Origin of the sequence: Thermus sp. LT1-2-5 (genome assembly GCF_040363165.1) — a bacterium.
Taxonomy (GTDB): Bacteria; Deinococcota; Deinococci; order Deinococcales; family Thermaceae; genus Thermus.
Genome location: NZ_BSRG01000005.1, coordinates 38,014 through 63,137 on the forward strand (window position 1 = coordinate 38,014; position 25,124 = coordinate 63,137).

The 25,124-nt window shown below is 66.2% G+C and carries 27 protein-coding genes; 19 read left to right on the forward strand and 8 right to left on the reverse strand.

The window, feature by feature from the left end; translation table 11 throughout:
- Position 1: 1 nt before the first annotated feature.
- The 4 genes from ABXG85_RS06380 to ABXG85_RS06395 all read left to right on the forward strand — a co-directional run bounded on the left by ABXG85_RS06380 (position 2) and on the right by ABXG85_RS06395 (position 4,736).
- Positions 2-1,402 carry a hypothetical protein gene (locus ABXG85_RS06380; RefSeq protein ID WP_353512889.1) on the forward strand — a complete coding sequence of 467 codons (1,401 nt, stop codon included), beginning with the start codon at positions 2-4 and terminating at the stop codon, positions 1,400-1,402.
- A gap of 75 nt (positions 1,403-1,477) precedes the next feature.
- Positions 1,478-2,341 carry a hypothetical protein gene (locus ABXG85_RS06385; protein ID WP_353512890.1) on the forward strand — a complete coding sequence of 288 codons (864 nt, stop codon included), beginning with the start codon at positions 1,478-1,480 and terminating at the stop codon, positions 2,339-2,341.
- Between the two features lie 214 nt (positions 2,342-2,555).
- The gene (locus ABXG85_RS06390) at positions 2,556-4,247 is read left to right on the forward strand and encodes a M3 family oligoendopeptidase (RefSeq protein ID WP_353512891.1); all 1,692 of its coding nucleotides are present in this window, start codon (positions 2,556-2,558) and stop codon (positions 4,245-4,247) included.
- A gap of 36 nt (positions 4,248-4,283) precedes the next feature.
- Complete coding sequence (locus ABXG85_RS06395) at positions 4,284-4,736, forward strand: arsenate reductase ArsC (RefSeq protein ID WP_353512892.1); 453 nt, start codon at positions 4,284-4,286, stop codon at positions 4,734-4,736.
- On the opposite strand, the gene ubiE is transcribed toward ABXG85_RS06395, so the two are convergent.
- The gene (gene ubiE, locus ABXG85_RS06400) at positions 4,733-5,437 is read right to left on the reverse strand and encodes a bifunctional demethylmenaquinone methyltransferase/2-methoxy-6-polyprenyl-1,4-benzoquinol methylase UbiE (protein ID WP_353512893.1); all 705 of its coding nucleotides are present in this window, start codon (positions 5,435-5,437) and stop codon (positions 4,733-4,735) included. The two genes, ABXG85_RS06395 and ubiE, sit on opposite strands and share 4 nt — an antisense overlap.
- Positions 5,438-5,496: 59 nt before the next feature.
- On the opposite strand from ubiE, the gene ABXG85_RS06405 reads away from it, so the two are divergent.
- Both ABXG85_RS06405 and ABXG85_RS06410 read left to right on the forward strand, forming a co-directional pair.
- Positions 5,497-7,314, forward strand: a complete 1,818-nt coding sequence (locus tag ABXG85_RS06405) for an ABC transporter permease (RefSeq protein WP_353512894.1) — start codon at positions 5,497-5,499, stop codon at positions 7,312-7,314.
- A complete protein-coding gene (locus ABXG85_RS06410) occupies positions 7,311-8,234 on the forward strand; it encodes an ABC transporter permease (protein WP_353512895.1) in 924 nt (307 codons plus the stop codon). Before ABXG85_RS06405 ends, ABXG85_RS06410 begins: the two co-directional genes overlap by 4 nt.
- Here ABXG85_RS06410 and ABXG85_RS06415 read toward each other — a convergent pair.
- From ABXG85_RS06415 to ABXG85_RS06435, 5 genes are read right to left on the reverse strand one after another with little or no spacing between them, the layout of a single operon-like run.
- On the reverse strand, positions 8,222-8,491 hold the full coding sequence (locus tag ABXG85_RS06415; protein ID WP_353512896.1) for a hypothetical protein: 270 nt from the start codon (positions 8,489-8,491) through the stop codon (positions 8,222-8,224). The genes ABXG85_RS06410 and ABXG85_RS06415 overlap by 13 nt on opposite strands.
- Positions 8,488-9,024, reverse strand: a complete 537-nt coding sequence (locus ABXG85_RS06420) for a flavin reductase family protein (RefSeq protein WP_353512897.1) — start codon at positions 9,022-9,024, stop codon at positions 8,488-8,490. Before ABXG85_RS06420 ends, ABXG85_RS06415 begins: the two co-directional genes overlap by 4 nt.
- A complete protein-coding gene (locus tag ABXG85_RS06425; RefSeq protein ID WP_353512898.1) occupies positions 9,021-9,788 on the reverse strand; it encodes a PSP1 domain-containing protein in 768 nt (255 codons plus the stop codon). Before ABXG85_RS06425 ends, ABXG85_RS06420 begins: the two co-directional genes overlap by 4 nt.
- Positions 9,785-10,594 carry a DNA polymerase III subunit delta' gene (locus ABXG85_RS06430; protein WP_353512899.1) on the reverse strand — a complete coding sequence of 270 codons (810 nt, stop codon included), beginning with the start codon at positions 10,592-10,594 and terminating at the stop codon, positions 9,785-9,787. The genes ABXG85_RS06425 and ABXG85_RS06430 overlap by 4 nt, the downstream gene beginning before the upstream one ends.
- Positions 10,561-11,283 carry a metallophosphoesterase family protein gene (locus ABXG85_RS06435; RefSeq protein WP_353512900.1) on the reverse strand — a complete coding sequence of 241 codons (723 nt, stop codon included), beginning with the start codon at positions 11,281-11,283 and terminating at the stop codon, positions 10,561-10,563. Before ABXG85_RS06435 ends, ABXG85_RS06430 begins: the two co-directional genes overlap by 34 nt.
- Before the next feature lie 23 nt (positions 11,284-11,306).
- Here ABXG85_RS06435 and ABXG85_RS06440 point away from each other — a divergent pair, with 23 nt between their 5' ends.
- Both ABXG85_RS06440 and ABXG85_RS06445 read left to right on the forward strand, forming a co-directional pair.
- Positions 11,307-11,927: a hypothetical protein gene (locus ABXG85_RS06440; RefSeq protein ID WP_353512901.1), complete on the forward strand. Its 621-nt coding sequence runs from the start codon at positions 11,307-11,309 to the stop codon at positions 11,925-11,927.
- 14 nt (positions 11,928-11,941) lie between these two features.
- Positions 11,942-12,142: a hypothetical protein gene (locus ABXG85_RS06445; protein WP_353512902.1), complete on the forward strand. Its 201-nt coding sequence runs from the start codon at positions 11,942-11,944 to the stop codon at positions 12,140-12,142.
- Here ABXG85_RS06445 and ABXG85_RS06450 read toward each other — a convergent pair.
- Positions 12,105-12,557 carry a hypothetical protein gene (locus tag ABXG85_RS06450; protein WP_353512903.1) on the reverse strand — a complete coding sequence of 151 codons (453 nt, stop codon included), beginning with the start codon at positions 12,555-12,557 and terminating at the stop codon, positions 12,105-12,107. The genes ABXG85_RS06445 and ABXG85_RS06450 overlap by 38 nt on opposite strands.
- Before the next feature lie 23 nt (positions 12,558-12,580).
- Entirely contained in the window at positions 12,581-13,567 is a 987-nt protein-coding gene (locus tag ABXG85_RS06455) for a tetratricopeptide repeat protein (RefSeq protein WP_353512904.1), read from the reverse strand.
- On the opposite strand from ABXG85_RS06455, the gene ABXG85_RS06460 reads away from it, so the two are divergent.
- The 11 genes from ABXG85_RS06460 (at position 13,524) to ABXG85_RS06510 (ending at position 25,099) form a co-directional block, all read left to right on the forward strand.
- Positions 13,524-14,747, forward strand: coding sequence for an MFS transporter (locus ABXG85_RS06460; RefSeq protein ID WP_353512905.1), 1,224 nt, complete (start codon positions 13,524-13,526; stop codon positions 14,745-14,747). The genes ABXG85_RS06455 and ABXG85_RS06460 overlap by 44 nt on opposite strands.
- Positions 14,748-14,766: 19 nt before the next feature.
- Positions 14,767-16,746, forward strand: coding sequence for a threonine--tRNA ligase (gene thrS, locus ABXG85_RS06465; protein ID WP_353512906.1), 1,980 nt, complete (start codon positions 14,767-14,769; stop codon positions 16,744-16,746).
- Positions 16,746-17,522, forward strand: a complete 777-nt coding sequence (locus ABXG85_RS06470; RefSeq protein WP_353512907.1) for a PaaX family transcriptional regulator C-terminal domain-containing protein — start codon at positions 16,746-16,748, stop codon at positions 17,520-17,522. The genes thrS and ABXG85_RS06470 overlap by 1 nt, the downstream gene beginning before the upstream one ends.
- A 10-nt stretch (positions 17,523-17,532) precedes the next feature.
- Complete coding sequence (locus ABXG85_RS06475; protein WP_353512908.1) at positions 17,533-18,723, forward strand: ABC transporter substrate-binding protein; 1,191 nt, start codon at positions 17,533-17,535, stop codon at positions 18,721-18,723.
- A 3-nt stretch (positions 18,724-18,726) separates the two neighbouring features.
- On the forward strand, positions 18,727-19,887 hold the full coding sequence (locus ABXG85_RS06480) for an extracellular solute-binding protein (RefSeq protein ID WP_353512909.1): 1,161 nt from the start codon (positions 18,727-18,729) through the stop codon (positions 19,885-19,887).
- A 23-nt stretch (positions 19,888-19,910) separates the two neighbouring features.
- A complete protein-coding gene (locus ABXG85_RS06485; protein ID WP_353512910.1) occupies positions 19,911-21,110 on the forward strand; it encodes an ABC transporter substrate-binding protein in 1,200 nt (399 codons plus the stop codon).
- A gap of 10 nt (positions 21,111-21,120) precedes the next feature.
- A complete protein-coding gene (locus tag ABXG85_RS06490) occupies positions 21,121-21,885 on the forward strand; it encodes a sugar phosphate isomerase/epimerase family protein (protein WP_353512911.1) in 765 nt (254 codons plus the stop codon).
- An 86-nt stretch (positions 21,886-21,971) separates the two neighbouring features.
- On the forward strand, positions 21,972-22,697 hold the full coding sequence (locus ABXG85_RS06495; RefSeq protein WP_353512912.1) for a c-type cytochrome: 726 nt from the start codon (positions 21,972-21,974) through the stop codon (positions 22,695-22,697).
- A 9-nt stretch (positions 22,698-22,706) separates the two neighbouring features.
- Complete coding sequence (locus ABXG85_RS06500; RefSeq protein WP_353512913.1) at positions 22,707-23,189, forward strand: cytochrome C; 483 nt, start codon at positions 22,707-22,709, stop codon at positions 23,187-23,189.
- Positions 23,190-23,197: 8 nt separating this feature from the next.
- Positions 23,198-23,827 (forward strand): QcrA and Rieske domain-containing protein, encoded by a 630-nt coding sequence (locus ABXG85_RS06505; protein ID WP_353512914.1) that lies wholly within the window; start codon positions 23,198-23,200, stop codon positions 23,825-23,827.
- 9 nt (positions 23,828-23,836) lie between these two features.
- On the forward strand, positions 23,837-25,099 hold the full coding sequence (locus ABXG85_RS06510) for a cytochrome b (RefSeq protein WP_353512915.1): 1,263 nt from the start codon (positions 23,837-23,839) through the stop codon (positions 25,097-25,099).
- Positions 25,100-25,124: the final 25 nt, after the last annotated feature.

Sequence of the window (25,124 nt, forward strand, 5' to 3'; positions counted from 1 at the left end):
TATGCGCAGGTTTTCTCTTCTCCTGGCCTTTCTGACGGCTTGCGTCCCCATGCCGGCAGAAACACCTCGGGAAGCACCCTCCCCCCGCTCAAGCCTTCCTCCCTTCCCCGACGCCCACTTCGGCCTCTACCTGGAGCCCGAGGCCCTACGGCGGGCCTTGCCCACCTTACCCCTTCCCGTGGAGGAGAGGGTGCGGCGTAACCTTCCCTCCTTCCCCCTCCTCCTGGCCTTCTGGGGCACCGCCCTGGGGGAGGGGTACGGCGTCCGCATCGGCCGGGTGGTCCGGGAGGCCAAAGCCCTCAGGGTGGAGGTGGTCGCCCAAGGCCCCCCTGCGCCCCCGAAGGAGGTGCGCTACACCTACCCCTTCGACCTGAGGCCCGTCCGGGACCTCCCGTCCTACCCCTTTGAGGTGGTCTTCCAGACCCCGGAGGGCCAGCTCCTCCATCGGGAGCGGGTCCGCCCCCGGGTGAACCTCTTGGGGCGGCCGGAGGCGGTGGGGGACCCCTATGGGGTGGTGGGACAGTGGCAGGAAACCTACCGGGATGGCCGCCACCCGAGGCGCAACCTGGTCCGCCTCCACGAGGACACCCTGGAGGTCTTCTATACCCCGGAGAAGGAGGGCAGCCGCTTCTACCTGGACTTCCCCTACTGGCTTCAGGGAGCCACCTGCGCCCTCACCGACCTCCCCCCGGAGGTCCTGGCCAAGATCAGAGCCTCCTCTCTCTTATCCACGGAGCTAACCCTGCGCGGGGTCCATGCGCCCCTAAGCCAGCGGCACAATCTAGCGGCAAGCCCCCTGCCCCCGGATGGGGTGCCCGAGCAGGCCTACGTGGCCTGCGCCTATCAGGCCCTCGAGGCCCCAGGGGGGCTCGAGGCCATGGTCCTGGACCTCTACCCCGCCAGACTCCTTCGCAGGGCGCCAAGGAGCGTGGAGGTCCTCCGGGCAGAGGCTGGCCCCTCGGAAATCCTCCTTCAGGTCCGCCTCCACCCCCTTCCCTTGGAAGACGTGCCCCTGGACCTCTATACCCTAAACCCACCCCAGCTTCCAAACGGGGAGCGGGTGGCGGTCTTCCCCTACTACGGGTTTGACCGGGACCCCACCCAACCCCGCTACGCCCTCTCCCTCCACAATGGCCTCGAGGGCTTTTACCTCTGGATACTCCATCCCGAGGTCCACACCTTCACCCTCTACGCCCGCCTCGCCTCCTGCCGGGAGGCAGAGGGGCCGGAGATCTCCGCCCTCAACCCGCCCCCCGGGGCCAGTTGCCCGAGCCACCCCTTGGTGGAGGCCTTTTACACCCATCGCAGGGTTTTGGGGCCCGGAGAGGCCCTTTCCCTAAGCCTCCAGTTCCGCTCCCCCAGGGGGTGGCGCTCGGAGCCCTTCACCCTTATCGTTCCCTAGGGGCTTTGGAAGCGGACACTTAACCGGCACTTAACCAGGCTTCTGGTACGTGTGAGCTCAAGGAGGTGAACGGCCATGAAGAAGGCGCTTTGGCTTCTGGCGGCGTTGGCCCTTCTTGCGGCCTGTGCGCCCCGGATCACGGCGGAGCCCCTCCCCGGGGTCAGGGTGGACGTGCCCGTCACCGTGCCAGCCCCATCGGTACCCCAGCCCGGCCAGGCCCAGGGCCAGGGCAGAGGGGTGACCGCTCCCGTGGTCAAGGTCCTTCCCGGGAACCCCTTGCCCCCTCCGGGAAGCGTTTTCTCTGACGACTTCTCCGCCTACCCCACGGGAGCGGTCCTGCCCGTGGTGGCCCCGGACCGGTACGGTTTGCTACGGACCGGTGGGGACTGGCAGAAGATTACCGTGGAAGAAGCCTTTGACCCCACAGGAAAGCTGGATAAGGCGGTGCGCTTGGAAGGGGGCCTTGGGGAAGGCTTCCTTACCCTGGGCGCCGAGGACTGGTCGGACTATCGGGTGAGCTTCCGGCTCAAAACCCTCGAGGCGCCCTACACCGGCAGCCACATCCGGGCTAGGCTCTTCCTGGACGGTTCCGGTTCCCGGGGCCTCGAGTTCTTCCTAGGACGGGACCCCATCAGGGGGGTCGGCCTCTACAAGCTGGCGGGCAATCAGCGGATCCTCCTCCTGCAAAGGCGGCAGCTAGACCCCGTTGCGGAAGCGGTTCTTAGGGACAAGAACTGGCACGATTTCGCCTTTGAGCTGAGGGGGGATGGCACGGTCCGAGCCTTCGTGGACCAAACGGAGGTGCTCAGCTGGAAAGACCCCGATTATAACCGAGGCGGCTTCGGTATCGCTCCCGGGGACGTCACCTTCCAGCTGGACGATCTGCGGGTGGAACGCCTGGACAACACCGCCCCACCCTCCAGCCCTACCGGCGGGTAAGTCCCGCCCGGCCGCGGAGGTGGCTCCGGCATAGGTTTGAGGCCGAGCCTCCCCAGGCCCTCTGCCCCAGGGCCTGGGGAGGCTTCGGCGTGTTGGCGAGCCCTTAGCAGCGCTGGGTGGCCGCATCGGCCCCTACCGGGCAAGGCCGAGGCCCTTTCCCGGAAGGACATAGCCCCCCCATGGCGCTGACCCACGGGTCAGGTATAGTGGGGGCATGACCGAGACCACCTGGGACCTAACCCCCCTTTTTCCCGACCTGGATAGCCCCGAGTTCCGGCGGGCCTGGGAAGGCCTAAGGGGGCAGATCGCCCACCTCCAGGGGCTCCTGGAGAAGGAAACCCCCCTGGGCGAGGTCCTGGCCGCCCTGGACGCCCTCCAGGAGGAGGCCACCCCCCTTTGGGCCTACCTCTACGCCCGCTTCACCGCCAACACCCAGGACGAGGCCGCCTTGGCCAAGCTCTCTGAGCTGGAGATGCTCTTCCTGGACTTCCAGCGCCTAAGGCCAAGGCTAACCCGCTACCTAGCCCTGAAGGACCCCGAGGAGGCCGGGCCCTACCGCATCCTGGTGGAGGAGGCGAAGGAGGAGGCCCTTCACATGATGCCGGAAGGGGAGGAGGTCCTGGCCGCCGAGCTTAGCCTCTCGGGGCGGCGGGCCTGGGCCAAGCTCCACGAGAGCCTTACCAGCCAGATCACCGCGGTGGTGGACGGGGAGGAGCTACCCATCACCCAGGTGCGCAACCTCTACTTCCACCCCGAGGAGGCGGTGCGCAGGAAGGCCTACGAGGCGGAGCTTAAGGCCTGGGAAGCCCATGAGGTGCCCTTGGCCTTTGCCCTCAACGGGGTGAAGGGGGAGGCGAGCGTCCTCCACCGGCGGCGAGGGTACCGGGACGACCTCGAGCCCACCCTTTTCCGCAACCGCATCCGCCGCAAAACCCTTGCCGCCTTGCAAGAGGCGGTGCGGGAAAGCCTCCCCCTTTTCCGCCGCTACTTCCACCTGAAGGCCAAGGCCCTGGGCAAGGCGCGCCTGGACTGGTGGGACCTCTTCGCCCCCATCGGCCAGGGGCGGCGCTGGACCCTGGAGGAGGCCCGGCGCTTCATCCGGGAAAAGCTCGCCGCCTTCGCCCCGGGGGCCGCCCAGGTGGCGGAGGCCGCCTTTGCCGAGCGCTGGATGGACCTCCTCCCCCGCAAGGCAAAGGTGGGCGGGGCCTACTGCATGCCGAGAGGAAGCGGCAAAAGCCTCATCCTGGCCAACTACGAGGAGAGTTTCGAATCGGTGTCCACCCTGGCCCACGAGCTCGGCCACGCCTACCACAACTTCGCCCTGGCCCAGGCCCCGGCCGCCCTGCGGGAGGTGCCCATGACCCTGGCGGAAACCGCCAGCATCATGAACGAGACCCTGGTGGTGGAGGCGGCCCTCAAGGAGGCCTCCCCTGAGGAGGGCCTCCTCATCCTGGACGCCTATTTGCAAGGAGCGGCCCAGGTGGTGGTGGACATCCATAGCCGCTTCCTCTTTGAGTCTTGGGTCTTCCAAAAGCGCAAGGAGCGGGAGCTTTCCCCCAGGGAGTTCAAGGAGCTCATGCTTAAGGCCCAGGAGGAGGCCTACGGGGAGGCCCTGGCCACCCGCCACCCCTACATGTGGGCGGTCAAGGGGCACTACTACGGCGCGGACTTCTACAACTACCCCTACACCTTCGGCCTCCTCTTCGGCCTCGCCGTCTACGAAACCGCCAAGGAGGACCCCGGCTTCGCCGAGGGCTACGAGAAGCTCCTGGCGGAGTCGGGGATGCACACCGCCGAGGCCTTGGGGCGCCGCTTCGGCTTTGACCTGGAAAGCCCCGCCTTCTGGGGCAAGGGGCTTAAGGTTCTGGCGGACAAGGTGGCGGAGCTGAAAAGGCGGCTTTCCTGACCGCCTCCTGACAAGAGGGGATAGATTTGGGGGAAGATGCGGGTCCTCCTGCTTTGCACCCACAACTCCGCCCGGAGCCAGATGGCGGAGGCCTGGCTTAGGCACTTCGCCCAGGAGCTTGGCCTTGCCCTAGAAGTCCACTCCGCCGGCACGGAGAAGGCCTTCGTGAAGGAGGAGGCCAAGCGGGTGATGGCGGAGGTGGGGCTGGACCTTTCGGGCCACCGCTCCAAGACCCTCCTCGAGGTCCCCGACCCCTGGAACTTCGACCTGGTCCTCACCGTGTGCGACCAGGCCAAGGAGGCCTGTCCCGCCTACCCAGCCAAGACGGAGAAGCGCCACGTCTCCTTCCCCGACCCCACGGGGCAACCCCTGGAGGAATGGCGCCGGGTGCGGGACGCCTTAGGGCGCATGTGCCGCCATCTGGCGGAAAGCCTTAAGAAGGGGGAGATCCCCAGCGACGAGGCCCTGCGCCGGGCGGCGGGGCTTTAGGGCTTGTCCCCCACATGGATGGCCGCCACCCCGAAGGTGAGGAGCTCGTAGCGCACGGAAAAGCCCGCCCGCTCCATGAGGCCTTTTAGGGCCTCTGGGGGCGGGAAGGCCTCCACGCTTTCCGGGAGGTAGCGGTAGGCGCCGAAGTTCCCCGAGATCACCCCCCCGAGGAAGGGGAGGACCCTTTGGAAGTACACCCGGTAGACCAGGCCAAAGGCCCCCGTGGGGGGCGGGGGGAATTCCAGGAGGACGAGCCTCCCCCCGGGGGCCAGGACCCGGTGGAGCTCGGCGAGGGCCTTCCCGTAGTCGGCGAAGTTGCGGAAGCCGAAGGCGACGGTGATGGCGTCAAAGGCCCCCTCGGGGAAGGGGAGGGCGAGGGCGTCGGCCTCGAGGAAGCGCACCTCTAGCCCCCGCGCCTGCGCCTTTTTCCGGGCGATCTCCAGCATGGGGGGGGCAAAGTCCACCCCCACCACCTCCGCCACCGGGGCCTTGGCCTTGAGAAGCAGGGCCAGGTCCCCCGTGCCCGTGGCCAGGTCCAGGATGCGCCTTGGGCTCTTTTCCAGGGCCAGGGCCACCGCCCGCCTTCGCCAGCGCACGTCCGCCCCCAGGGAGAGAAGGCGGTTTAGAAGGTCGTAGCGGGGGGCGATCTCCGAGAACATCCGCCGCACCCGCTTGGCTTTCTCCTCGGGCAAGGCCGCCACGAGGGGAGTCTAGCACCAAGAGGGCGTTCCGCCCAGGCGGGTGGGGTACAATCGTGGGCGTGTTGACGGACCGGAAACGCCTAGGGGTCCTGGTTCTGTTGGGGGGAGGGCTCACCTTCCTCCTCTGGTACCTGGCCCCCTGGGCCGTACCCCACCGCCTCTTCGGCGGCGAAGGCGTCCTCCTGAACCCCTTCGGCCACCACCTGCCCCAAGGGAGCCTCCCCCAAGGCTACCGGGACGGCTGGCTTTACCCCCTCTTCTATCTTGGCCTGGTCTGGCTCGGCCTGAGCCTCCTCCTCCCCTGGACCAAGGCCGGCCCCCGGGGGCTTTACCTGGCGGGGGCTTTGGGGCTTGGGTTTTTCCTCCTGGTTTATGTGCTTTTCCAAGGTAGCGTGGCCGAGGTGAACCGCCTGGCGGAAAGGCCGGCGCTCCGCCGCTACAGCCTGGGCCTAGGGAGCTACGCCACCTTGGCCTATAGCCTCTACCTCCTCCTCCTCGCCCGCACCTTTTCCCCAGGGGGCCTCGCCTTTTTGGTGCGGCGGCGGGGGGTGGTGGTGCCCCTTTTCTCCTTGCTCCTCGCCTCCCTCTTGGGAGGGGTCATGGTGGCGGTGCTTAAGGAAAGCCCCGGGGAAGCGGGCTCTTGGCGGGAGGCCCTCATGCTCAAGCTGGATCTCATCACCTACACCTACCAGCTCCTTTATAGCCCCCTGGTGAACCCCTCGGGCTTCCTACAAAGCCTCCTTCTGGCCACCCCCCTCATCTTCACCGGCCTCGCCGTGGCCTTGGGCTTTAGGGGCGGCCTGTTCAACATCGGCGCCCCGGGCCAGCTGATCCTTGGGGCCATCGCCGCCATGCTGGTGGGGGTGTACCTGCCGGGACCCAGGTGGCTCGTCCTGCCCCTGGCCATCCTGGCCGCCGCGGTGGCGGGAGGGCTTTGGGGAGCCTTGCCGGGCTGGCTCAAGGCCCGTTTTGGTGCCCACGAGGTAATCAACACCATCATGTTCAACTACATCGCCGCAAGCCTCTTCCTCTTCCTCATCTCCGCCAACGAGTACAAGTTCTTCGGCCAAACCCTCTACCTGCCCTTCAAGTACCCAGGCTATGAGGCGCGGAGCTACGAGGTCCGCCCCGAGGCCCGCTTGCCCCACTGGACCGAGCTGGTGGCGCCGGGCGGGGAGCTTTCCTTCGCCTTGCCCTTGGCCTTCCTCCTGGGGCTTCTCGGCTACTTCTTGGTACGGAAGAGCCTGGGGCACCGGGTGCTTGCCGCCCTCCTCCTTGGGGTCGTGGGGTATGGGCTTGGGGGCCTTCTCCCTGGACCCCAGGTGGCCTTCGGCCCCGACCTCACCTCGGTGCGGCTCAACGGGGCCTTCCTCCTCGCCCTCTTGGCCCTGCTCTTCTTCCACTTTTACGTCTTCCGGACCGTGGGGGGGTACGAGCTGCGCGCCCTGGGCCTCGCCCCCAAGGCAGCGGAGTACGGGGGGGTGCTGGCGGGGCGGAAGATAGTTCTCATCCTGTTCCTAGCGGGGGCCTTGGCAGGGCTTGCCGCCACCCACTACGTGCTGGGTGGGGGGATTGACGAGTACCGCCTAAAGCAGTCCCTCCCCTACTCCGTGGGGTTTGACGGCATCGCCGTGGCCCTCATGGGCCAGAACACCCCCCTAGGGGTGGGGCTTGCCGCCTGGCTTTTTGGCATCCTCCTCACCGGGGGGCTTCAGGTGAACCTGCAGCTTGGCATCAGCCGGGAGCTGGTCTCCGTCTTGCAGGCCCTCATCGTGCTCTTCATCGCCGCTGGGGGCTTTTTGCCCCGCTACTTCACCGATCCCCTTAGGGCGGCGGAGGTGGAGCTGCGGGAAGAGGGGAAGGAGGTGCGGGCGTGAGCCTGGACGCCGCCTTCCTCACCGCCCTATTCCTCTCCACCCTGCGCCAGACCACCCCCCTCCTCTTCACCGCCTTGGGGGGGATGTTCTCGGAAAGGAGCGGGGTGGTGAACATCGCCCTCGAGGGCATCATCCTCTTCGGGGCCCTCACCGCAGCGGTGGTGGTGGAGCGCTTCGAGGCCGCCTTGGGCCCGGGGCCCCACCCCTGGCTCCCCTGGGTGGGGGTCTTGGCCGCCATGGCTGTGGGGGGCCTGGTGGCCTGGGTGCACGGGGTGGTTTCCATCCGCTACCGGGCGGACCAGATCATTAGCGGCACCGCCATCAACCTCCTGGCGGCGGGGGCCCCGAGCCTGGTCCTCACCTACTTCTACGGCAACGCCACCAGCTCCAAGGAGGTGGCGAACCGCCTCCCCCTCCTGGGCCCTGAGGGCTTTGCCCTCTCCCCCTTGGTCTACCTGGCCTTCCTCCTGGTGCCCTTGGCCTGGTGGGTGCTTTTCAAGACCCCCTTCGGCCTCCGCCTCCGGGCCGTGGGGGAGCACCCTGAAGCCGCGGACACCTTGGGGGTGAACGTGTACCGCCTGCGCTACGTGGGGGTGGTGCTTTCCGGGGTCTTGGCGGGGCTTGCCGGGGCCTACCTGGCCATCGGCTTCCTCAACCAGTTCGTGCGGGGAATGTCGGCGGGGATGGGCTTCATCGCCCTGGCGGCCATGATCTTCGGCAAGTGGCACCCCGTGGGCATCCTCTTTTCCACCCTGCTCTTCGGTTTCGCCTCGGCCCTGGCCATCCAGCTTCAGGGGACGGAGATCCTCCCCGCCGTCTTGGTGCAGGCCTTCCCCTACGTGGTCACGGTGCTGGTGCTGGCGGGCTTCATCGGGCGTAGCCGTCCTCCGGCGGCGGTGGGCAAGCCCTACGAGAAGTAGGGCTTTACCCGCTTCCGCAGCCTGCCGAAGCGGTAGAAGAGAAGGAGGACGCTCCCGTCAGGAAAGCGGAGCTCCACCCCCCTTCCCCTCAGGGCGAAGTCCAAAAGGCCCTCGGCCCCTTCCCCCTGGACGAAGCGGGCAAAGCCGTCCGCCCGCAGGTAGAGGAAGCCCCTTTCCAAAAAGACCTGGGCCTCCGTGGCCTGGCGGTTCAGGACCAGGCGGCGCACCCTTTGGGCGAAGGCCTGGGCCTGGGTCAAGGGGTGAAGGCCTCCTCCCCCGCGCGGCCGTAAAGCCCCTTGCCGTAGTAGAGGAGGGCAAGGCCGGGCTTGGGCCGCTTCCTCTCATCCAAAAGCGCTTCTTCCTCCCACACCGCCACCACCTTCCCCACGAAAAGGTCGTGGTCGCCGAGGGTGCGCACTTCCAAAAGCTCCAGCTCGTAAGCGGCGTAGGCCCCTTCCAGGATGGGCACCCCCGTGTGGCCCTGGAAGTGGGGGGCCTGCCCCTTGTCCACCTCCCGGCCGGAAACGCTTCCCAACCACTGCACCAAGGCGGCTTGGGTGTAGGGGTGAAAGCTTGCGGAAAAGCGCCTAGCCTTAAGGAGGAGGCCGTGGGTAAAGCGCTTGGGGCTTAGGGAAACCCCAAAGAGGGGCGGGTCGGCGGAAAGGCCCGTGTTCCAGACGGCGGGGCAGAAGTTCACCCGCTCCCCAAGCCGCACCCCCACCACGGCGGGCACACCGGGGTAGTAGTGGTAAAAGCCGGGAATAGGGCCTTGGGGCAGGTAGCTTTTCACGCCAGGTCCTCCTTGGAAACCTCCAGGCTCTTCCCCTCTTCCAGCAAGAGCTCCACCGTGCCCTTCAAGGGGTTCACCTTCTGCACCTTACCGCAGATGCCCGCCTTGGTGCAGGCCCGGGCGTTCCTTTTGGGAAGCTCGGCCAGAAGCTCCTGGTACACGGGGTGCTCGTAGGCCAAGCAGCAAAGAAGCCGCCCGCAGGGCCCCGAGATCTTCTCGGGGTTAAGGGGGAGTTGCTGGTCTCGGGCGAGCTTGATGGAAACCTGGGCAAAGCCCTGGAGCCAGGTGGAGCAACAGCTCTCCATGCCGCAGGCCCCCAAGGCGCCCAGGTACTGGGCCTCCTCTCGAGGGCCTTCCGCCACAAACTCCACCCGGGCGTCATAGCGCCCGGCCAGCTCCCGGGTGAAGCGGCGCAGGTTCACCCGCTCCGCCGCAGCGTAGTGAACCAGGAGGTGGCGGCCGTCCAGGGTGAAGTCGCACCCCAGGACCTTGGCCTCCACCCTCTCTTCCCTAAGCCGGGCCCGTAGGTAAAAGGCCGCCTCCTCGGCCTTGGCCCGCAGGCGCGCCGCCTGGTCCAGGTCTTCCTTGGTGGCGAGGCGCACCACCTCGCCCTCCTCCCGGGCCTTCCGCGGGGGGGTGCGCACCTTGCCCACCTCGAGGCCCCGATTCGTGCGCACCACCACGTACGCCTCCAGGGGCGGGGGCTCCCCCTGGAAGGCGAAGTAGCGGAGAAGGGGGGTGCGGAAGCGGACGCCCACGGTCATGCTTCTAAGTCTAAGGCCAAGCGGGCCAGGACCAGCTCAGGGTTCACGTAGCCCTCCAGGGCCTCGCGGGCGGACTCCAGGGCCAAAAGGGCCCTGGGCCTTTCCCTGAGGAGGGCGTGGAGGGCAAAAAACCCCTCCTCTTCCGCCAAGAGCTCCCGCAACAGCGCAAGCCGGGCCAAGGGCGGCGCCTTAAGGGCCTGGCGGGCCCGCTCCATCCGGGCCCGATGGGCCTCCGGGTCAGCCAGGGCACGGAAAAGCCGCCCCGGGGCCCCGGCGGCGTAGGCCAGAAGCTCCGGGTCTTGGGTGAAGGGAAGAAGCTTCTCCTCCGGCACGGGGCCGAAGGGTACCTCCAGGGCCCGGCTGGCCAGGGTGGAGAGGAGGGTGTCCCGGCTGGGGGCGATGAGGACGATGCGCCCGTAGGAAGGAGGCTCTTCCAGGAGCTTGAGGAGGGCGTTGGCCGCCGTCTCGGTAAGGAGGTGGGCGGCATCGAGGATGGCCACCTTCACCCGCTCCCGGGGGTGGGTGGCGAACCAGGCAAAAAGGGGCTCCACCTCCTCCAGCCGCACCTCCCTCTCCCCCCTTAGGCCCCGCTCCTTGGGCCCGATCTCCAGGAGGTCGGGGTGCTCCGCCAAGGGGGGCGGGGGGAAGCCCCGGTTGAGGCCCAGGGCGTACCAGCGGGCCACGGTGCGCCGCCCCACCCCCTCAGGCCCGGAAAAGAGCAGGGTGTGGGCGGCAAGGCGGGGCAAGAGGGCCAAAATCCCCTCGTGCCCGATTACTCCCCCCGGGTGAGGCGCGTGTAGAGCCATTCGGGAAACCCCTCCTCCCTAAGGCGCTGGGCCACCCGCTCCGCAGGGTAGGCTATGCGGAAGAACTCCACCTGGTTTCCCTCCCACAGGGCGAAGGCCGCCCCCGGCACCCGGTCGCGGGGCTGACCCACGGAGCCAGGGTTGACCAAAGCCCGCACCGTGGGGGGAAGGAGGAGCTCCCCCCCCTGGGCGAAGCTCTGGTAGCGCACCCAAGGCCTGGGGCCGGTGAGCTCCAAAAAGGCTCCCGCCAGGTGGGTGTGGCCGTGGAAGGCGAGCCGGGCCTCGGTGCAGCGGAAGCCCTCCCGGGCGAGTTCCAGCTCGTCCAGGTACTCCAGGGGGTCACAGGGGCTCCCGTGGACCAAAAGCGCCCCCTCCACCTCCCTTTGCCAGGGCCAGGAAGCGAGGAAGGCAAGGTGGGCCTGGGACAAGCGCGCCCGTTGCCAGGCCAGGATCTCCATCACCGCCCCCTCTAGGGGAAGCTGGTCTAAGGCCAGAAGCCAGGCGTCATGGTTGCCCAAGACGCAAAGGGCTTCCACCTCCCTAAGCCAGTCCAGCACCCGGTCCCCATCGGGGTAGTAGCCCACCGCATCCCCCAGGAAGAGAACCCGGTCAAAGGGGGGAGCCGCCTCCAGCACGGCTTCCAGGGCGGGCCAATTCCCGTGGATGTCCGAGAGGACCAGGTAGCGCACGGGGCTTAGGATACCATGAGAACATGGCTTCTGCCCTCTTGGAAAGGCTTTCCTTGGACCTCGAGGCCTTCTCGGAGAAGGTGCGGGCCGGCCTGGACGAGTTCGGCACCCTCTACGCCTACCTGGAAGGAGGCCGGGGCGGGGGGACCACCCTCCTCCACGCCCCCTACGAGGAGGCCCTTCCCGTGCTCCAAGCCCTGAACGGCCTCGCCTTTCGCGGCCGCATCCTGTTGGCCTTAGACCCCTCCCCCCTTTCCCCCACCCAGGAAGGCTTACCCCTCACCGGGCCCACCCGCGCCCCCCTGGAGCACCTTCTTGGGCGCTTTGTCCCAGACCGTCTCCTTTTGGTCTTTCCCGGGGAAGGCCTGGGCCTGGCCTTTGCGGGCGGTAAGGAAACCGCCTCGGGCTGGCAACCCCTGGAGGCGGAGGAAGCGCCCCTCATCCTCCACGTGGAGGCCCCCACCGGCTTCACCTACCGGGAGGTGCGAAGCTACGAGCCCTGGGAAAGCCCTCCCTTGCCCGTGGCGCTCCCCCAGGTCCCGGGCCCTTACTGGGGGGAGGTGGGCCGCAAGCGGGGGATTCCCACCTACGGGGTGGGTCTGGTAAACTTGAGGCCAAGCCTGGAGGCGCTTTTTCGCCTCTGATAAGGGAGGGAAGCATGGTTTATATCGCCCTTTTCGCCCTGGGAGCCGCTTTGGTGACCCTGCTATTCTACCTGATCCTGAACCCCCGGGTCCTCACCACGGAAGGCGAAACCTTTGACCTGCGCTTTATCCTCTTCATGCTCATCCTCATCGTCCTCTCCGCCGCCACCGTGGCCCTCATGCTCCTTTTGGGCCGGATGTACCATCTGGTCTAGCCGCCTGGACCACCGCCTCCGGGGGCAACTCGCCCCGGAGGTATTTTAGGTCTTTTTCCAGATAGCCCTCCGTGGCCTCGAGGACGGGCAAGAACTCCGGGGGAAACTCCCGCTTTAAGTGGTCCACGCACCGGAGAAGCCCCTCCACCAAAACCCGCTCCTGCTCTCGGCGCCGCTTGCCCCCCCGGAGGGCGCTATAGGCCAGGTGTTCCATCCGCCGCACCACGCAGACCCTAGGCTCCCCTCCCACCCCCTGGCAGGGAAGCCCCTCCGCCCCCCCGCAAACGGTGTAGGCCTCGGCGTAGCGGGGCGCAAGCTCGGGGTACCCCAAAAGGGCCAGCCCCAAGGGCCCTGCGTGGACCGCAGCCAGCCGCAGGTATAGGGCGTGGCGGGCGCGCCGGACCTCCACCTCCATGCTCTCAGGATAGGCCCGAAGCCCTAGGACAAATGACCCCCTTCTTCCAGGCGAAAAGGGCTCCTTAGGCCCGCCAAGGCGATGGCCCGGGCCTCCTCCGGGGCGTAGGAGAGGGCTAAGACCCCCCGGTAAGCCCTTAGGGCCCTCTCCCGCTCCCCCGCCAGGTCCAATAGCTGGCCGAAGCGGGCGAGGACGTAGCCGGGAAGGTAGCCGGGATGCTGAAAGTCCGTGCGAAAGACCTCCTCCATAAGGCTGAGGGCCTGCTGCCACTCTCCCGCCGCCAGGTAGAGCTGGGCCGCCAGGTAAAGGGCCTCGGGGCTTCCGATGGCGAAGAGCCCTTCTAAAAGCGCCCCCCAGTCGTCCTCCTCCTTCAGCTGCCAGGCCCGGTCCAAAAGGGCCCGCTCCCGCTCCTTTTCCGTGGGGGTGTGGGCCTGGGGCAAGGCGTGGGGGAAGGCCTCCGCCAAAAGGGCGTAGTCCAAAAGCTCCGCCACCACCGCCCCTTCCTTCCCCGCCAAGGCCGCCTTCACCCCTTCCATGCGCCGGCGGCGGAAGCCCGTGGCCGGGCCTTCCCCAAAGGCCTCAGCGAAGCCCTGGTAGACCTCCCGCAGGCGGGAAAGAAAGGCCTCCGAGCCCAAGGTCTCGGAGGAAAGGGGGGTCTTGAGGAGGTCCAGCAAGGCCTCGTCAAAGGCCCGCATCCTCTTCAGGTAAGGCGCCCCGAGGGGGTGCTGGGCCAAGGCCTCGCGGAAGGCCTCCGCTTCCCCCTTGAGGTGGGCCTCCGCATCCAAGGGCACCACGGGGATGTTCCTTTCCTCCGCCCAAGGGAGGAGGTGGAAGAGAAGGGGATCCTCCTCCCGCCAGGTGCCTTCCCGCAGGGCCTCTTGCGAGTGGGAGGCCAGGTAGATGGCCTTGGGGCGTGCCTCCTCCAGCATGGCCAAAACCGTAGCCGCGTTGTAGCGTGGGTGCAGGATGTGGAAGGGCCCGAGGGAAGGAAGAAGGAGCATCCTCCCCATCTTAGACCTGAGCGAGCGGAACTACCGCCTGGCAGTGGTGAACGGCTGGCTGGTGTGGCTCGGGGACACCTTTTTGAACGCCAACATCGTCCTTTCCGGCTTCGCCGCCAAGCTGGGGGCCCCAGGTGCCCTCATCGGCCTCCTGCCGGCCCTCCTCCAGGCGGGGGGCATGGTGCCCCAGGCCTTCCTGGCCCCCTATGTGGCCCGCTTTCCCCAGAAGATCGTCCTTTACCGCAAGGTGGCCTCCTTGAGGCTCCTCGGGGTGGTGCTCATGGCCCTTTCCGCCTTCTTGCTGGGGCCTTGGCCCGACCTTCTCCTTGGGGGCTTCCTCCTCGGCCTCCTCCTAAATGCCCTTTTCACCGGGGTTTCCAGCCTGCCCTTCTGGGAGGTGGTGGCCAAGACCGTGCCCCCAAAGCGCCGGGCCGCCCTCTTCTCCGCCCGCAACCTGGTGGGGGGGCTCCTCGCCTTCTTGGCGGGGTTTGGGGTGCGGGAAATCCTGGCCTTGCCCCTTCCCTTTCCCCTGCCCTACGCCCTTCTCTTTAGCCTGGGGGCCCTTTCCTTCGGCCTGGGTTGGCACCTTTTCGGCCAGGTGAACGAACCCGAGGAACCTCCCAGGACCGCCCGGCTAGACCTCAAGCTCCCCCTCCTGCACCCCGGCTTCCGCCGCTACCTCCGGGTGCGGGTGGTCCTGGGCCTCGCCGGGATGGCCGAGCCCTTTTACGCCGTCTACGCCGTGCGCGCCCTAGGGCAGGGGAAAGAGCTTGGCCTTTACCTCTCCCTCTACGCCCTTTCCTTCACCCTTTCCAATCTCCTTTGGGCGAGGCTAGCGGAAAGGGGCTCCAAGGGAGTTCTAAGGGCCGGGGCCGCCTTGGGCCTCCTGGCCCCCCTCCTCGCCCTCCTCCTCGCCCCGGGCCTCTTCGGCCTCGTCTTCCTCCTGCAAGGGGCCTACCTGGCCGCCTTGGGCCTTGCCACCACCACCTACCTCCTCAACCTGGCCCCGCCCGAGGAGCGAAGCGCCTTCATTGGGCTTGGCAACACGGTGGCAGGGGTCTTCGCCTTCTCCACGGTGCTTGGGGGATGGGTGGCGGACCAGGCGGGTTTTTCCGCCCTCTTCCTCTTAGCGGCGAGCCTGTACGCCTTGGCGTTTCTCCTGGGGGAAAGGCTCCCCGAGGAGGGATAAGCCAGGTATAGTGGGGTGCATGACGGTCTATTTGCCGGACGGGAAGGCCCTCGAGGTCCCGGAAGGGGCCACCGCCTACCACGTGGCCAAGGCGGTGGGCCCGGGCCTGGCCAAGGCGGCGGTGGGGGCCATCGTGGACGGGGAAGTTTACGATCTCTTCAAACCCCTACCGCCAGGGGCCAAGGTGCGCATCCTCACCGAGAAGGATCCCGAGTACCAGCTCCTCTTCCGCCACACCCTGGCCCATGTCTTGGCCCAGGCGGTGAAAGAACATTTCCAGGAAAAGGGGTACGACCCGGAAAGCGTCCGGCTCGGGGTGGGCCCGGTGATCGAGAAGGGCTTTTACTACGATATAGACGCCCCCGAGCCCCTCTCGGACGAGGACCTGCCGGCCATCGAGGAAAGGATGCGGGCCATTCTGCAAAAGGACCTCCCCCTGCGCCGCTTCGTCCTCTCCCGGGAAGAGGCCTTGGCTCGCTACCAGGGCAAGGACCCCTACAAGACCGAGCTCATCCAGGACCTCCCCGAGGGGGAGGAGATCAGCTTCTACCAGCAGGGGGACGAGACCTACGGCTTCACCGACCTCTGCCGCGGGCCCCACGTCCCCTCCACGGGCCGCATCCCCCCCCATTTCAAGCTCACCCACGTGGCCGGGGCCTACTGGCGGGGGGACGAACGGCGCCCCATGCTGCAACGGGTCTACGGGGTGGCCTTCCGCACCGCCGAGGAGCTCAAGGAGTACCTCTGGCAGCTGGAAGAAGCCAAAAAGCGGGACCACCGTCGGCTTGGGCGGGAGCTGGAGCTCTTCCTCATCGACCCCATGGTGGGCAAGGGTCTGGTGCTGTGGCTTCCCAAGGGGAACGTAATCCGGGAAGAGCTCATGGCCTTCATGCGGGAGGAGCAAATCAGGCGGGGCTACCAGCTGGTCTCTACCCCCCACATCGGCAGCCTGGAGCTTTACAAGACCTCGGGCCACTACCCCTACTACGCCGAAAGCCAGTTTCCCCCCATCAGCTTCAAGGAGCGGGGTGAGGAGGAGGAATACCTCCTCAAGCCCATGAACTGCCCCCACCACATCCGCATCTACGCCTTCAAAAAGCGCTCCTACCGCGAGCTTCCCCTGAGGATCGCCGAGTTCGGCACCGTCTATCGCTACGAGAAGGCGGGGGAGCTTTTGGGCCTCACGAGGGTGCGGGGCTTCACCCAGGACGACGCTCACCTCTTCTGCACCCCCGAGCAGGTGAAGGGGGAGTTTTTGGGGGTTCTGGACCTGGTGTTAAAGGTCTTCGCCACCCTGGGCCTCAAGGAGTACCGGGCCCGGATCGGGGTGCGGGAGCCGGGAAGCGAAAAGTACGTGGGGGACGAGGCCAAGTGGGCCTTGGCGGAAAGGCAGATCGAGGAGGCGGCCCAGGAAGCGGGCCTTGCCTACACCGTGGAGGCGGGGGACGCCGCCTTCTACGGCCCCAAGCTGGACTTCGTGGTCAAGGACGCCCTGGGCCGGGAGTGGCAACTCGGCACCATCCAAGTGGACTACAACCTGCCCGAGCGCTTCGGCCTCACCTACGTGGGGCCGGACGGGGAGGCGCACCGCCCCGTCATGATCCACCGCGCCCCCTTCGGCTCCTTGGAGCGCTTCATCGGCATCCTCATCGAGCACTTTGCCGGGGACTTCCCCCTGTGGCTTTCCCCGGTGCAGGCGGTGGTCATTCCGGTTTCGGAAAAACAGGAGGACTACGCCCAAGAGGTGGCCTTTAAACTAAAGGAGGCGGGCCTTAGGGCTGAGGCCGACCTGAGGAACGAGCGCATGCAGGCGCGGATCCGCGACGCCGAGGTGCAGAAGGTGCCCTACATCCTGGTGGTGGGGGAAAGGGAAAAGGCGGAGGGGACGGTGAGCGTGCGGCGGCGCCACCGCGGGAACCTGGGAAGCATGCCCCTGGCCACCTTCCTGGAGAAGGCGCTTCTAGAATACCGGGAAAAGCGCTTGGAACCCCCCTTCTGATGCGGGCTCGCTCCACCATTTTTACCATCTTTTTGGAGTACGTCTACCCGGAACGCCAAGCCCGGGTCAAGGACCTCATCGCCATGATGGAGGCCTTGGGCTTTTCCGAGGCGGCGGTGCGCGCCGCCCTCTCCCGGAGCGCCAAGCGGGGCTGGGTGCGGCCGGAGCGGATAGGGCGCACAGCGTACTACGCCCTTTCCGAACGGGTGTACTGGCAGGTGCGGCAGGTGCGCCGCCGCCTTTACGGGCCCAGGCCGCCGTGGGATGGGCGCTTCCTTTTGGTGTTGCCCGAAGGTCCAAAGGACCGGGGAGAGCGGGAGCGCTTCCGCCGGGAGATGGCCCTTTTGGGCTACGGGAGCCTGCAATCGGGGGTGTACCTGGGGGCAGGGGTGGACCTCGAGGCCACCCGGGAGCTCCTAGCGTTCTACCGCCTTTCCGCCACCCTCTTCGCCGGGGAGCACCTGGGTTGCCGGGAGGAGATCCTGCGCATCTTCCCCCTGGACCGGGCCCAGGCCCACTACCGGGCTCTCTTCTCCCAAGAAATGCCCGAGGAGCCGGAAGAGGCCTTTCGCGCCCTTACCCGGCTGGTGCACGAGATGCGCAAGGTTCTTTTCCTGGATCCGCTCTTGCCTCCTGAGCTCTCCCCACCCGGCTTCTTGGGCGCAGAAGCCCGCCGTCAGTACCTAGAACTGCGGGGGGCCCTTTATCTCCGAGCCCTTCCCTTCCTTAGGGGGCTTAACCTCCCTCTTTCCGCCCTCTCACCCCGGGCCCGGTAAGCTTAGGGGTATGAGGCCACCCCTCTTGGCCGCCCTTATCTTTCTTGCTGCTGCCCAAGCACAGGTCATCCTTCCCTTCTGGCACACCGCTGGTCCCCCGGGGAACCGCGTCTTGGAAGAGGCCATCCAAAGCTTCAACGCCAGCCAACGGGCCTACCGGATAGAACCCCGCTACGTGGGGGACTACCGGGAGGCAGGGGTGAAGCTTTTGGCCGCCTTGCGCTCAGGCGGGGCCCCCGTCCTTTTCCACGGGGAGCTTTCCTTCCTGCCCCGGCTCGCCCAAGAGGGCGTAGCCCTGGCCTTGGACGCTTATCTGAAAGACCTCCCCAAAGATCTTTATCCCGAGATGCTCAAGACAGGGCAGGTGAAGGGGAAAACCTTTGGGCTGCCCCTGGGGCTTTCCGTACCCGCTCTTTACTACAACAAAGACGCCTTCCGGGCCCGGGGGCTCAGGCCCCCCCGCACCTGGCCAGAGGTGGAGGAGGCGGCGGCCCGGCTCACGGGCCGCACCGCCAAGGGGATGGTGGTCTCCACGGATATCTGGAGCTTCAACGCCATCGTCATGAGCTTAGGGGGGAGCCTTGTTAGGGACGGGCTTCCTGCCTTCACCTCGAGGGAGGTGGTGGAGGCCCTGGAGACGCTCTACCGCATGGTGCAAAAGGGGCACGCCCAGGCGCGCAACCTGGCGGAGGCCCAGTTCGCCGTGGCTGACTTCCTGCGCACCAAGGCCTTCATGGGCCTCGGGCCCACCACCGCCTTGCCCGTGGTGGAGGCCCAGACCTCCCTCCCCTTCGCCGTGGGGCTCGCCCCCTTGCCCCGGCGGGAAGGGGGAGCGGTGCCCCTTTCCGGGGCGGCCCTTATGGTCCTCAAAGGGGCGAGCCCCGAGCAGGCCCAAGGGGCGGTGGCCTTCTGGCTCCACTTCCTGGAGCCCAAGCGCCAGGCGGAATGGGTGCGCACCACCTGGTACCTGCCCTTGCGCAAGGAGGCGGAGCGCGAGCTCAAGGACTTCCTCAAGGACCCCGAGCGCCAGGCGGTCTTCGCCCAAGCGGAACTGGGGCGGCCCTGGAGCCAAGACCCCGAGCTCGTGGTCTGGTACGGCTATTTGGAGGAGGCCTTAGAGCGGAGCCTGAAGCAAGGGGTAAGGCCCCAGGTGGCCCTGGAGGAAGCCCAACGGAAGGCCCTCGCGGTAGAGAGGCGATAAGCCATGGGCAGAGCGCTTTTCCTCCTTTTGCTTTGGGCCACATGGGCCCAAGCGCAAATCCCTCTACCCCTTTGGCACACCTTGGGGGAAGGCGGGGTCCTGGAAAGCGAAGCCCAGGCGTTCAACCAAGCCCAGTCCCGCTACCATATAGAGCCCCGCTTTGTAGGGGACTATCGGGAGATGGGGGTTCTCTTGGCCGCCGCCCTACGCAACGGCACCGCCCCCCCCTTGGCCCAAGTGGAGCTTGGGTTTCTGCCGGTCTTGGTGCGGGAAGGACTAGTCCAACCCCTCCCCAAACCTCAGGTCCAGGACCTAGACCCTGAACTCTTGCGCTTGGGAGAAGTAAAGGGACGCCTCTACGGATATCCCTTGGGGGTTTCCATCAGCGTGCTTTTTTACAACGCAGACGCCCTCCGAGCCCGGCGACTAACCCCCCCCAAGGACTTTGCCCAGCTTCAATCCGCGGCTCAAAAGCTTTCCAGCCGCTCAGCCAGGGGGCTTCTCTTCTCTGCGGACGTGTATAGCTTCGCTAGCCTTGTCCTGGCCCAAGGAGGCACCCTAAGCCAAGGAGATGCTCCTGCTCTAGACGGAGAAAGCGCCCTAAGGGCCTTGGCGTTTCTCCAAAGCCTAAATCGGGAAGGGGCCTTGCAGGTCCGTTCCGCCACCGAGCTTATTAGCGCTGGAGCCGATTTCCTTCGGACCAAGGCTTTCTTGGCCATGGGCCCCTCCTCCCTTCTGCCGGCGGTAAAAAGCCGCACCCAGCTTCCTTTCACCATCGGCATCGCTCCTATGCCCCTCGAGGCCACGGGAAAAGTGGCGGCCTCGGGATCCGTGCTCGTGGCTCTGCGCCACGCCTCAGCCGAGGAAAGGCGGGGCCTCGAGGCCTTCTACCGCCATATGGCCGAGATGAACCGCCAGCTGACCCTGGCCCGGGGCATTTACTACCTGCCTCTCAACCTAAAAGCCCAGGAGGCCTGGGTAAAGGAAGAGGTGGGCCGCCTTCTCCTGAGCCAAAAGGCGCGCCTTACCCCGTGGCACCAGGATAGCCCCCTGCTCCTTTGGGCTCCTCCCCTCGAGGAAGCCCTAGAGCGCGCTCTAAAGGGGCAGGTGCCCGCCAAAAAGGCCCTGGAAGAAGCCCAAGCCCGGGCCCTGAAAATCCCCTGACCCCTTGGGGATAGCATAGAGCCATGCGGTTTACCCTCCTCCTTCTCTTCCTAGGGGCAAGCCTCGCCCAAGCCCAGGTGGACATCCCCTTCTGGCACGCCATGGATGGCCCCGCCGGCAGGCTCCTCGCCGCCTTTGCCCAAGAGTTCAACGGCCGCCAATCCCAGTACCGGGTATCCCCCCAGTACGCCGGGGACTACAAGGACGCCGAAACCAAGCTGGTAGCCGCCTTGCGCACAGGGGGACAGCCCGTCCTCTTCCAGGCGGAGATTTCCTTCTTCCCCCGCCTGGTGGGGGAAGGGCGGGCTTTGGCTTTGGACGGGTACTTGAACCTGGACCGGGCCTTCTTGGAAGACCTCTTTGAACCCGCCTGGAACTACGGGGTCGTGGAGGGCAAGCGCTATGGCCTTCCCCTTAACACCTCCACACCGGTCCTCTTCTACAACCTGAACGCCTTCCGGGCCAAGGGGCTCAAAGCCCCCCGGGACTGGCAGGAGTTTGAAGCTGTGGCCAAGGCCCTAAGCTCCCGGCAAACCAAGGGGTTCATCTTCGTCACCGACCCTCAGGCCTGGCTTTTCGAGGCCATGGTGACGAGCCGCGGCAGCAGCCTGGTCAAGGACGGCCGCCCCAACTTCCTCTCCCCCGAGGTCTTGGAGGCCTTAGAGATGCTTTGGCGCCTTAACCGCGCCGGGGCCCTATCCGTGCGCAGCATGGCCGAGGCCACCTTCGCCCAGCTGGACTTCGTGCGCACCAAGGGAATGATGGTCATGGCCTCCATCGCCAACTGGCCGGCGGCGGAAAACTTCTCCTTCGCCTTCACCCTGGGGGTAGCCCCCGTGCCCCGGGAACCCCAAGGCAAGGTACCCATGGGCGGAGCCCAGCTCGTGGTTCTCAAGGGGGCCTCCGAGGCCCAGGTGCGGGGCGCTTTGGAGTTCTGGCGGTACCTGATGGAGCCCCGGAACGTGGCCCGCTGGGTGGAAGCCAGCTACTACGTCCCCGTGCGCAAGTCCGCCCTGCCTCTTCTGGAAGAATTCTATCGGGAAAACCCCTTCCGCAAGGTGGCCTTTGAGCAGATCGCCCACGCCCAAGAAAGGCCCCGCCTGCCCCAGTTCTCCACCTGGGCGAGCCTCTTGGCGGAGGCCCTGGAGAAGAGCCTAAAAGGTGGGGTGCCGCCGCAAAAGGCCCTGGAAGAAGCCCAGCGGAAGGCGGAGGCCATCCGGTAAAATGGAACGGATGCGCTTAGGTTTCAGTCCCTTTAACGCCGAGATGGGCTACGAGGAAGCCTTCCGCTTAGCTGCGGACGAGGGGTTAGACCTCGAGGTGGCCTACGACCTCCACGAGGCCCTTCCCCTCCCCGAGGCCCGAAGCCTTAAGGCCACGGGGGAAGCCTTGGGGGTGGGCTTCACCCTCCACCTTCCCTTTGTGGAGCTTAACCCGGCAAGCCTCATCCCGAGCGTCCGGAAGCTGGCGGAAGACCGCCTCAAGCGGGCCCTAGAGTTCGGGGAGGCCCTGGGGGCCAAGGTGGGGGTCCTCCACACTGGGCAAGTGCCCGTGCACCACCCCATGGCCTTGGACCTGGCCCGGGAGGCCCTGGAAAGGACCCTCGCTGCTCTCCTTCCCCTCCCCTTTCCCGTGGCCCTGGAAAACCTGGCCCTTTCCGAGGATGACCTCCTCCGGGGACCTGAAGAGCTCAAGGCCCTTCTGGAACGCTTTCCCCAATACGGCTTTTGCTTGGACGTGGGCCACGCCCTGGTGGAGCTCGGGCCCACAGGGCCTTTGCGCTACCTCGAGGCCCTAGGCGGCAAGCTTATCCACCTCCACCTCCACGACAACCACGGCCGCAAGGACGACCACCTGCCCGTGGGAGCGGGGGGCGTGCCGTGGGAGAGGCTCGCTCCTTACCTACGGGGCTTTGCCGGCACTGCGGCCCTGGAGGTGGGCGGGGGGAGATCCGGTGTCCAGCAAAGCGCAAAACGCCTTCTAAAGCTTCTTTCCTAGGGCTCTACGGGACATCTGTCCTTGCCCCGGTACCCTTATAGTGGTGGGGTGGGGGTTTGCACCCCGCTTCACAAAAGGGAGGCAGAATGGTCGTAGACCGGATTGAGGTGTACCTGGACGGGGCCCAAGAGCCCCTGGCCGTCCTTAAGGAACCCCCCTACCGGCTGGAGTTGGACACCCGTACCCTCCCCGATGGGGAGCACACCCTGCGCCTGGTGACCCACTTCCGGGGAGGAGGGCAAGAGGTTAAGGAAATCCCCTTCACCGTGAACAACTACCCCGACGTCCTGGTCCTGGGCTTGGACGAAGGGGGCGAGGTGGCGGGCAAGGTAGAGCTCCGCCTAGCGGTGGGCGAACCCGAGCTCCCCGTGGAGCCCGTGCGCTTCAACCCCATCTGGTACGCCGTGGCCACCGTGGTAGTTCTAGGGGGCATCTGGGCTTACTTTGCCCTCTCCCCAGCGACGGAAAAGATCGTGGCCGAGGTGGCGCCCCCGGCACAAGAGGCCCAAGCTCACGGGGAAACGGCTGCCCCTGCGGCCAATGTGGACCAAACCCTCATGGAAAAGGGCAAGGCCATCTACGAAGCCAACTGCGCCGCCTGCCACCAGGCCAACGGCCAGGGTATGCCCCCCGCCTTCCCCGCCCTAGCGGGCAACCCCAACCTCAGGGACGCGCAGATGATCCTGAACATCGTCAAAAACGGCCAGGGTGCCATGCCCGCCGTGGGAGCCAACTTCAGCGAGGAGGAGCTCAAGGCCGTGGCCACCTACATCCGCAACAGCTTCGGCAACAACTTCGGCCCGGTGGAGTAGGAGGGCAGCATGTACCGCAACGACCCCATCCTACCTACCTTCGCCCTAATCCTAGCCGCGGGCCTCTTCTACGCGGCCTACCTGGACGGGCTCCACATCGCTCGCCTCCTTGGCCATACCCCGGAGGAGCTCTCCGTGGGGCAGATCGGCCTCATAGCCTTTGGGGCCGTTTTCCTCCTTTACGGACTCATCGGTCTGGTTTCCTACTGGCTCGAGGGCGTGGAGCTCCGCCCCGGGCGCCACTTCCCCACTCCCTCCACCGCCCCGGTAGCCGCCGGCGTCATCCTGGTCCTCCTCCTCACCGCCCTTTCCGGCTTCTTCGTCCGGCTCATCCTCTACTCCGCCCAGACCGGGCACAACCCCACCTGGCTCCAAGGCCTCATCTTTGGCAGCATCAGTCTGGTGGTGGCGGCCCTTTTCGGCATCTACAAGAAGTTCTTCGGCCGGGACGAGGTCATCACCGAGGAGGAGAAGAGCGAGTTTCCCTGGTGAGGTGAAGCATGGACGAACGCGAGATTCGCTTGCGCACATCCCGTAGGCGGCTTTTCCTCAAGACCGCCATCGGCACCGGCATCGGCCTCTCCTTGGTTTCCGCCTTTTACGTGGGGGCGAGCCTTCGGCCCAAGCAGGAGGTCACCCCGGAAAAGGAACCCCTGAAGCCTGGGGACATCTTGGTCTACGCCCAAGGCGGGGGAGAGCCCAAACCCATCCGCCCGGAAGAACTGAAGCCCGGTGACCCCTTCCTCCTCGCCTACCCCATGGACCCCAAGACCAAGGTGGTGAAAAGCGGCGAGGCCAAGAACACCGTCTTGGTGGTGCGCTACGCCCCCGAGGAGCTTTCCCCGGAGGTGGCGCAACACGGGGTGGAGGGCATCGTAGCCTACTCCGCAGTGTGCACCCACCTCGGGTGCATCATCAGCCAGTGGGCGGCGGATAAAAAGGCGGGCCTTTGCCCCTGCCACGGCGGGCTTTACGACTTCGCCCACGGGGCCAGGATCATCGCCGGCCCCCCACCCCGTCCTGTGCCCCAGCTTCCCTTAAAGGTGGAAAACGGGGTCTTGGTGGCGGCGGGAGAGTTTTTGGGCGATGTGGGCGTGAAGGCCGAGGCGGGCTTCTGCCGCCACGTTTAGGAGGGAAGCATGTACAAGTGGCTGGACGAACGCCTAGACCTGACGGGTCTTTACCAAAAGGTTTTGCGCAAAGCTTTCCCGGTGCACCACTCCTTCTTCCTTGGGGAGATCACCCTTTTCGCCTTCGTGGTCCTGGTGCTCACCGGGGTCTTTCTCACCCTGAACTTTGAGCCCTCCATCCGCGAAGTGAAGCTCCCCGACGGGCGCACGGTGCCCGCCGCTTACGCTAGCGTCCTCTATATTGACAGCCTTCCCTTCGGCGCCGTGATCCGTAGCCTCCACCACTGGTCGGCCCACGTGATGATCGCCGCCGCCTTCTTGCACATGCTCCGCATCCTCCTCACGGGGGCCTACAAGAAGCCCCGGGAGCTTAACTACCTAGTAGGGCTCGCCCTTTTGGGGCTTGCGGTGGTCACCGCCTTTACCGGCTACGCCCTTCCTTACGACAACTACGCCGTAACCGCCACCCGTATCGGCTACGGCATCGCCAACTCCATCCCCTGGATTGGGAACACCCTGGCCCAAGTAATGTTTGGCGGGGAGTTCCCGGGCTCCACCCACTCCATTCCCCGGCTTTTTAGCCTCCACGTCCTTTGGCTTCCCCTCCTCCTCATGGCCCTCATCGGGGGCCACCTCGCCATCATGGTCAAGCAAAAGCACACCCAGCCCCGCTACGCCGAGAAGGTGGCCCCGGGGAAGATCCTGGGCGTGCCCATGTACCCCCAGCAGATGGTCATGATGATCATCCTCTTTGCCCTCTACGTGGGTATCATGACCATCATCGCTGGAGCCTTCCTGGCTCATCCCATTGAGGCCTTTGGCCCCCCCACTCCCAACACGCCAGCGGTGAAGCCCGACTGGTACTTCCTCTGGATCTACGGCATTCTACAGATCATCCCCTCCAGCTGGGAGTTTCACCTTTTTGGGGCCACCATTGGGCCTGAATTCATCGGAGGGGCGGTGGTGCCGGGCCTTTTGGCCCTTATCGGCCTCCTTTTGCCCTTCGTGGACACCCGCAAGGACAAGATGCGCTACCTAGAGCTCCCCTCGGAGCACCCGGTGCGCACCAGCGTCATCCTGGCCCTCTTGGTCTTCTTCCTCATGAGCACCTTAGCGGGCTACAAGATCGACTTCCAACAGCAAGGCTCCTTGTTGGGGAATAACGCTGTGCTTTGGACCTTGGTCCTGGGCGGGCCGCTCCTTACCTTTTTCCTCTCCTACACCCTGATGCGCATCTTCTACGGTAAAGCGAGGGAAGAAAAAGCCTTTTAAACCATAGGCCCCCCGCCTAAAGCGG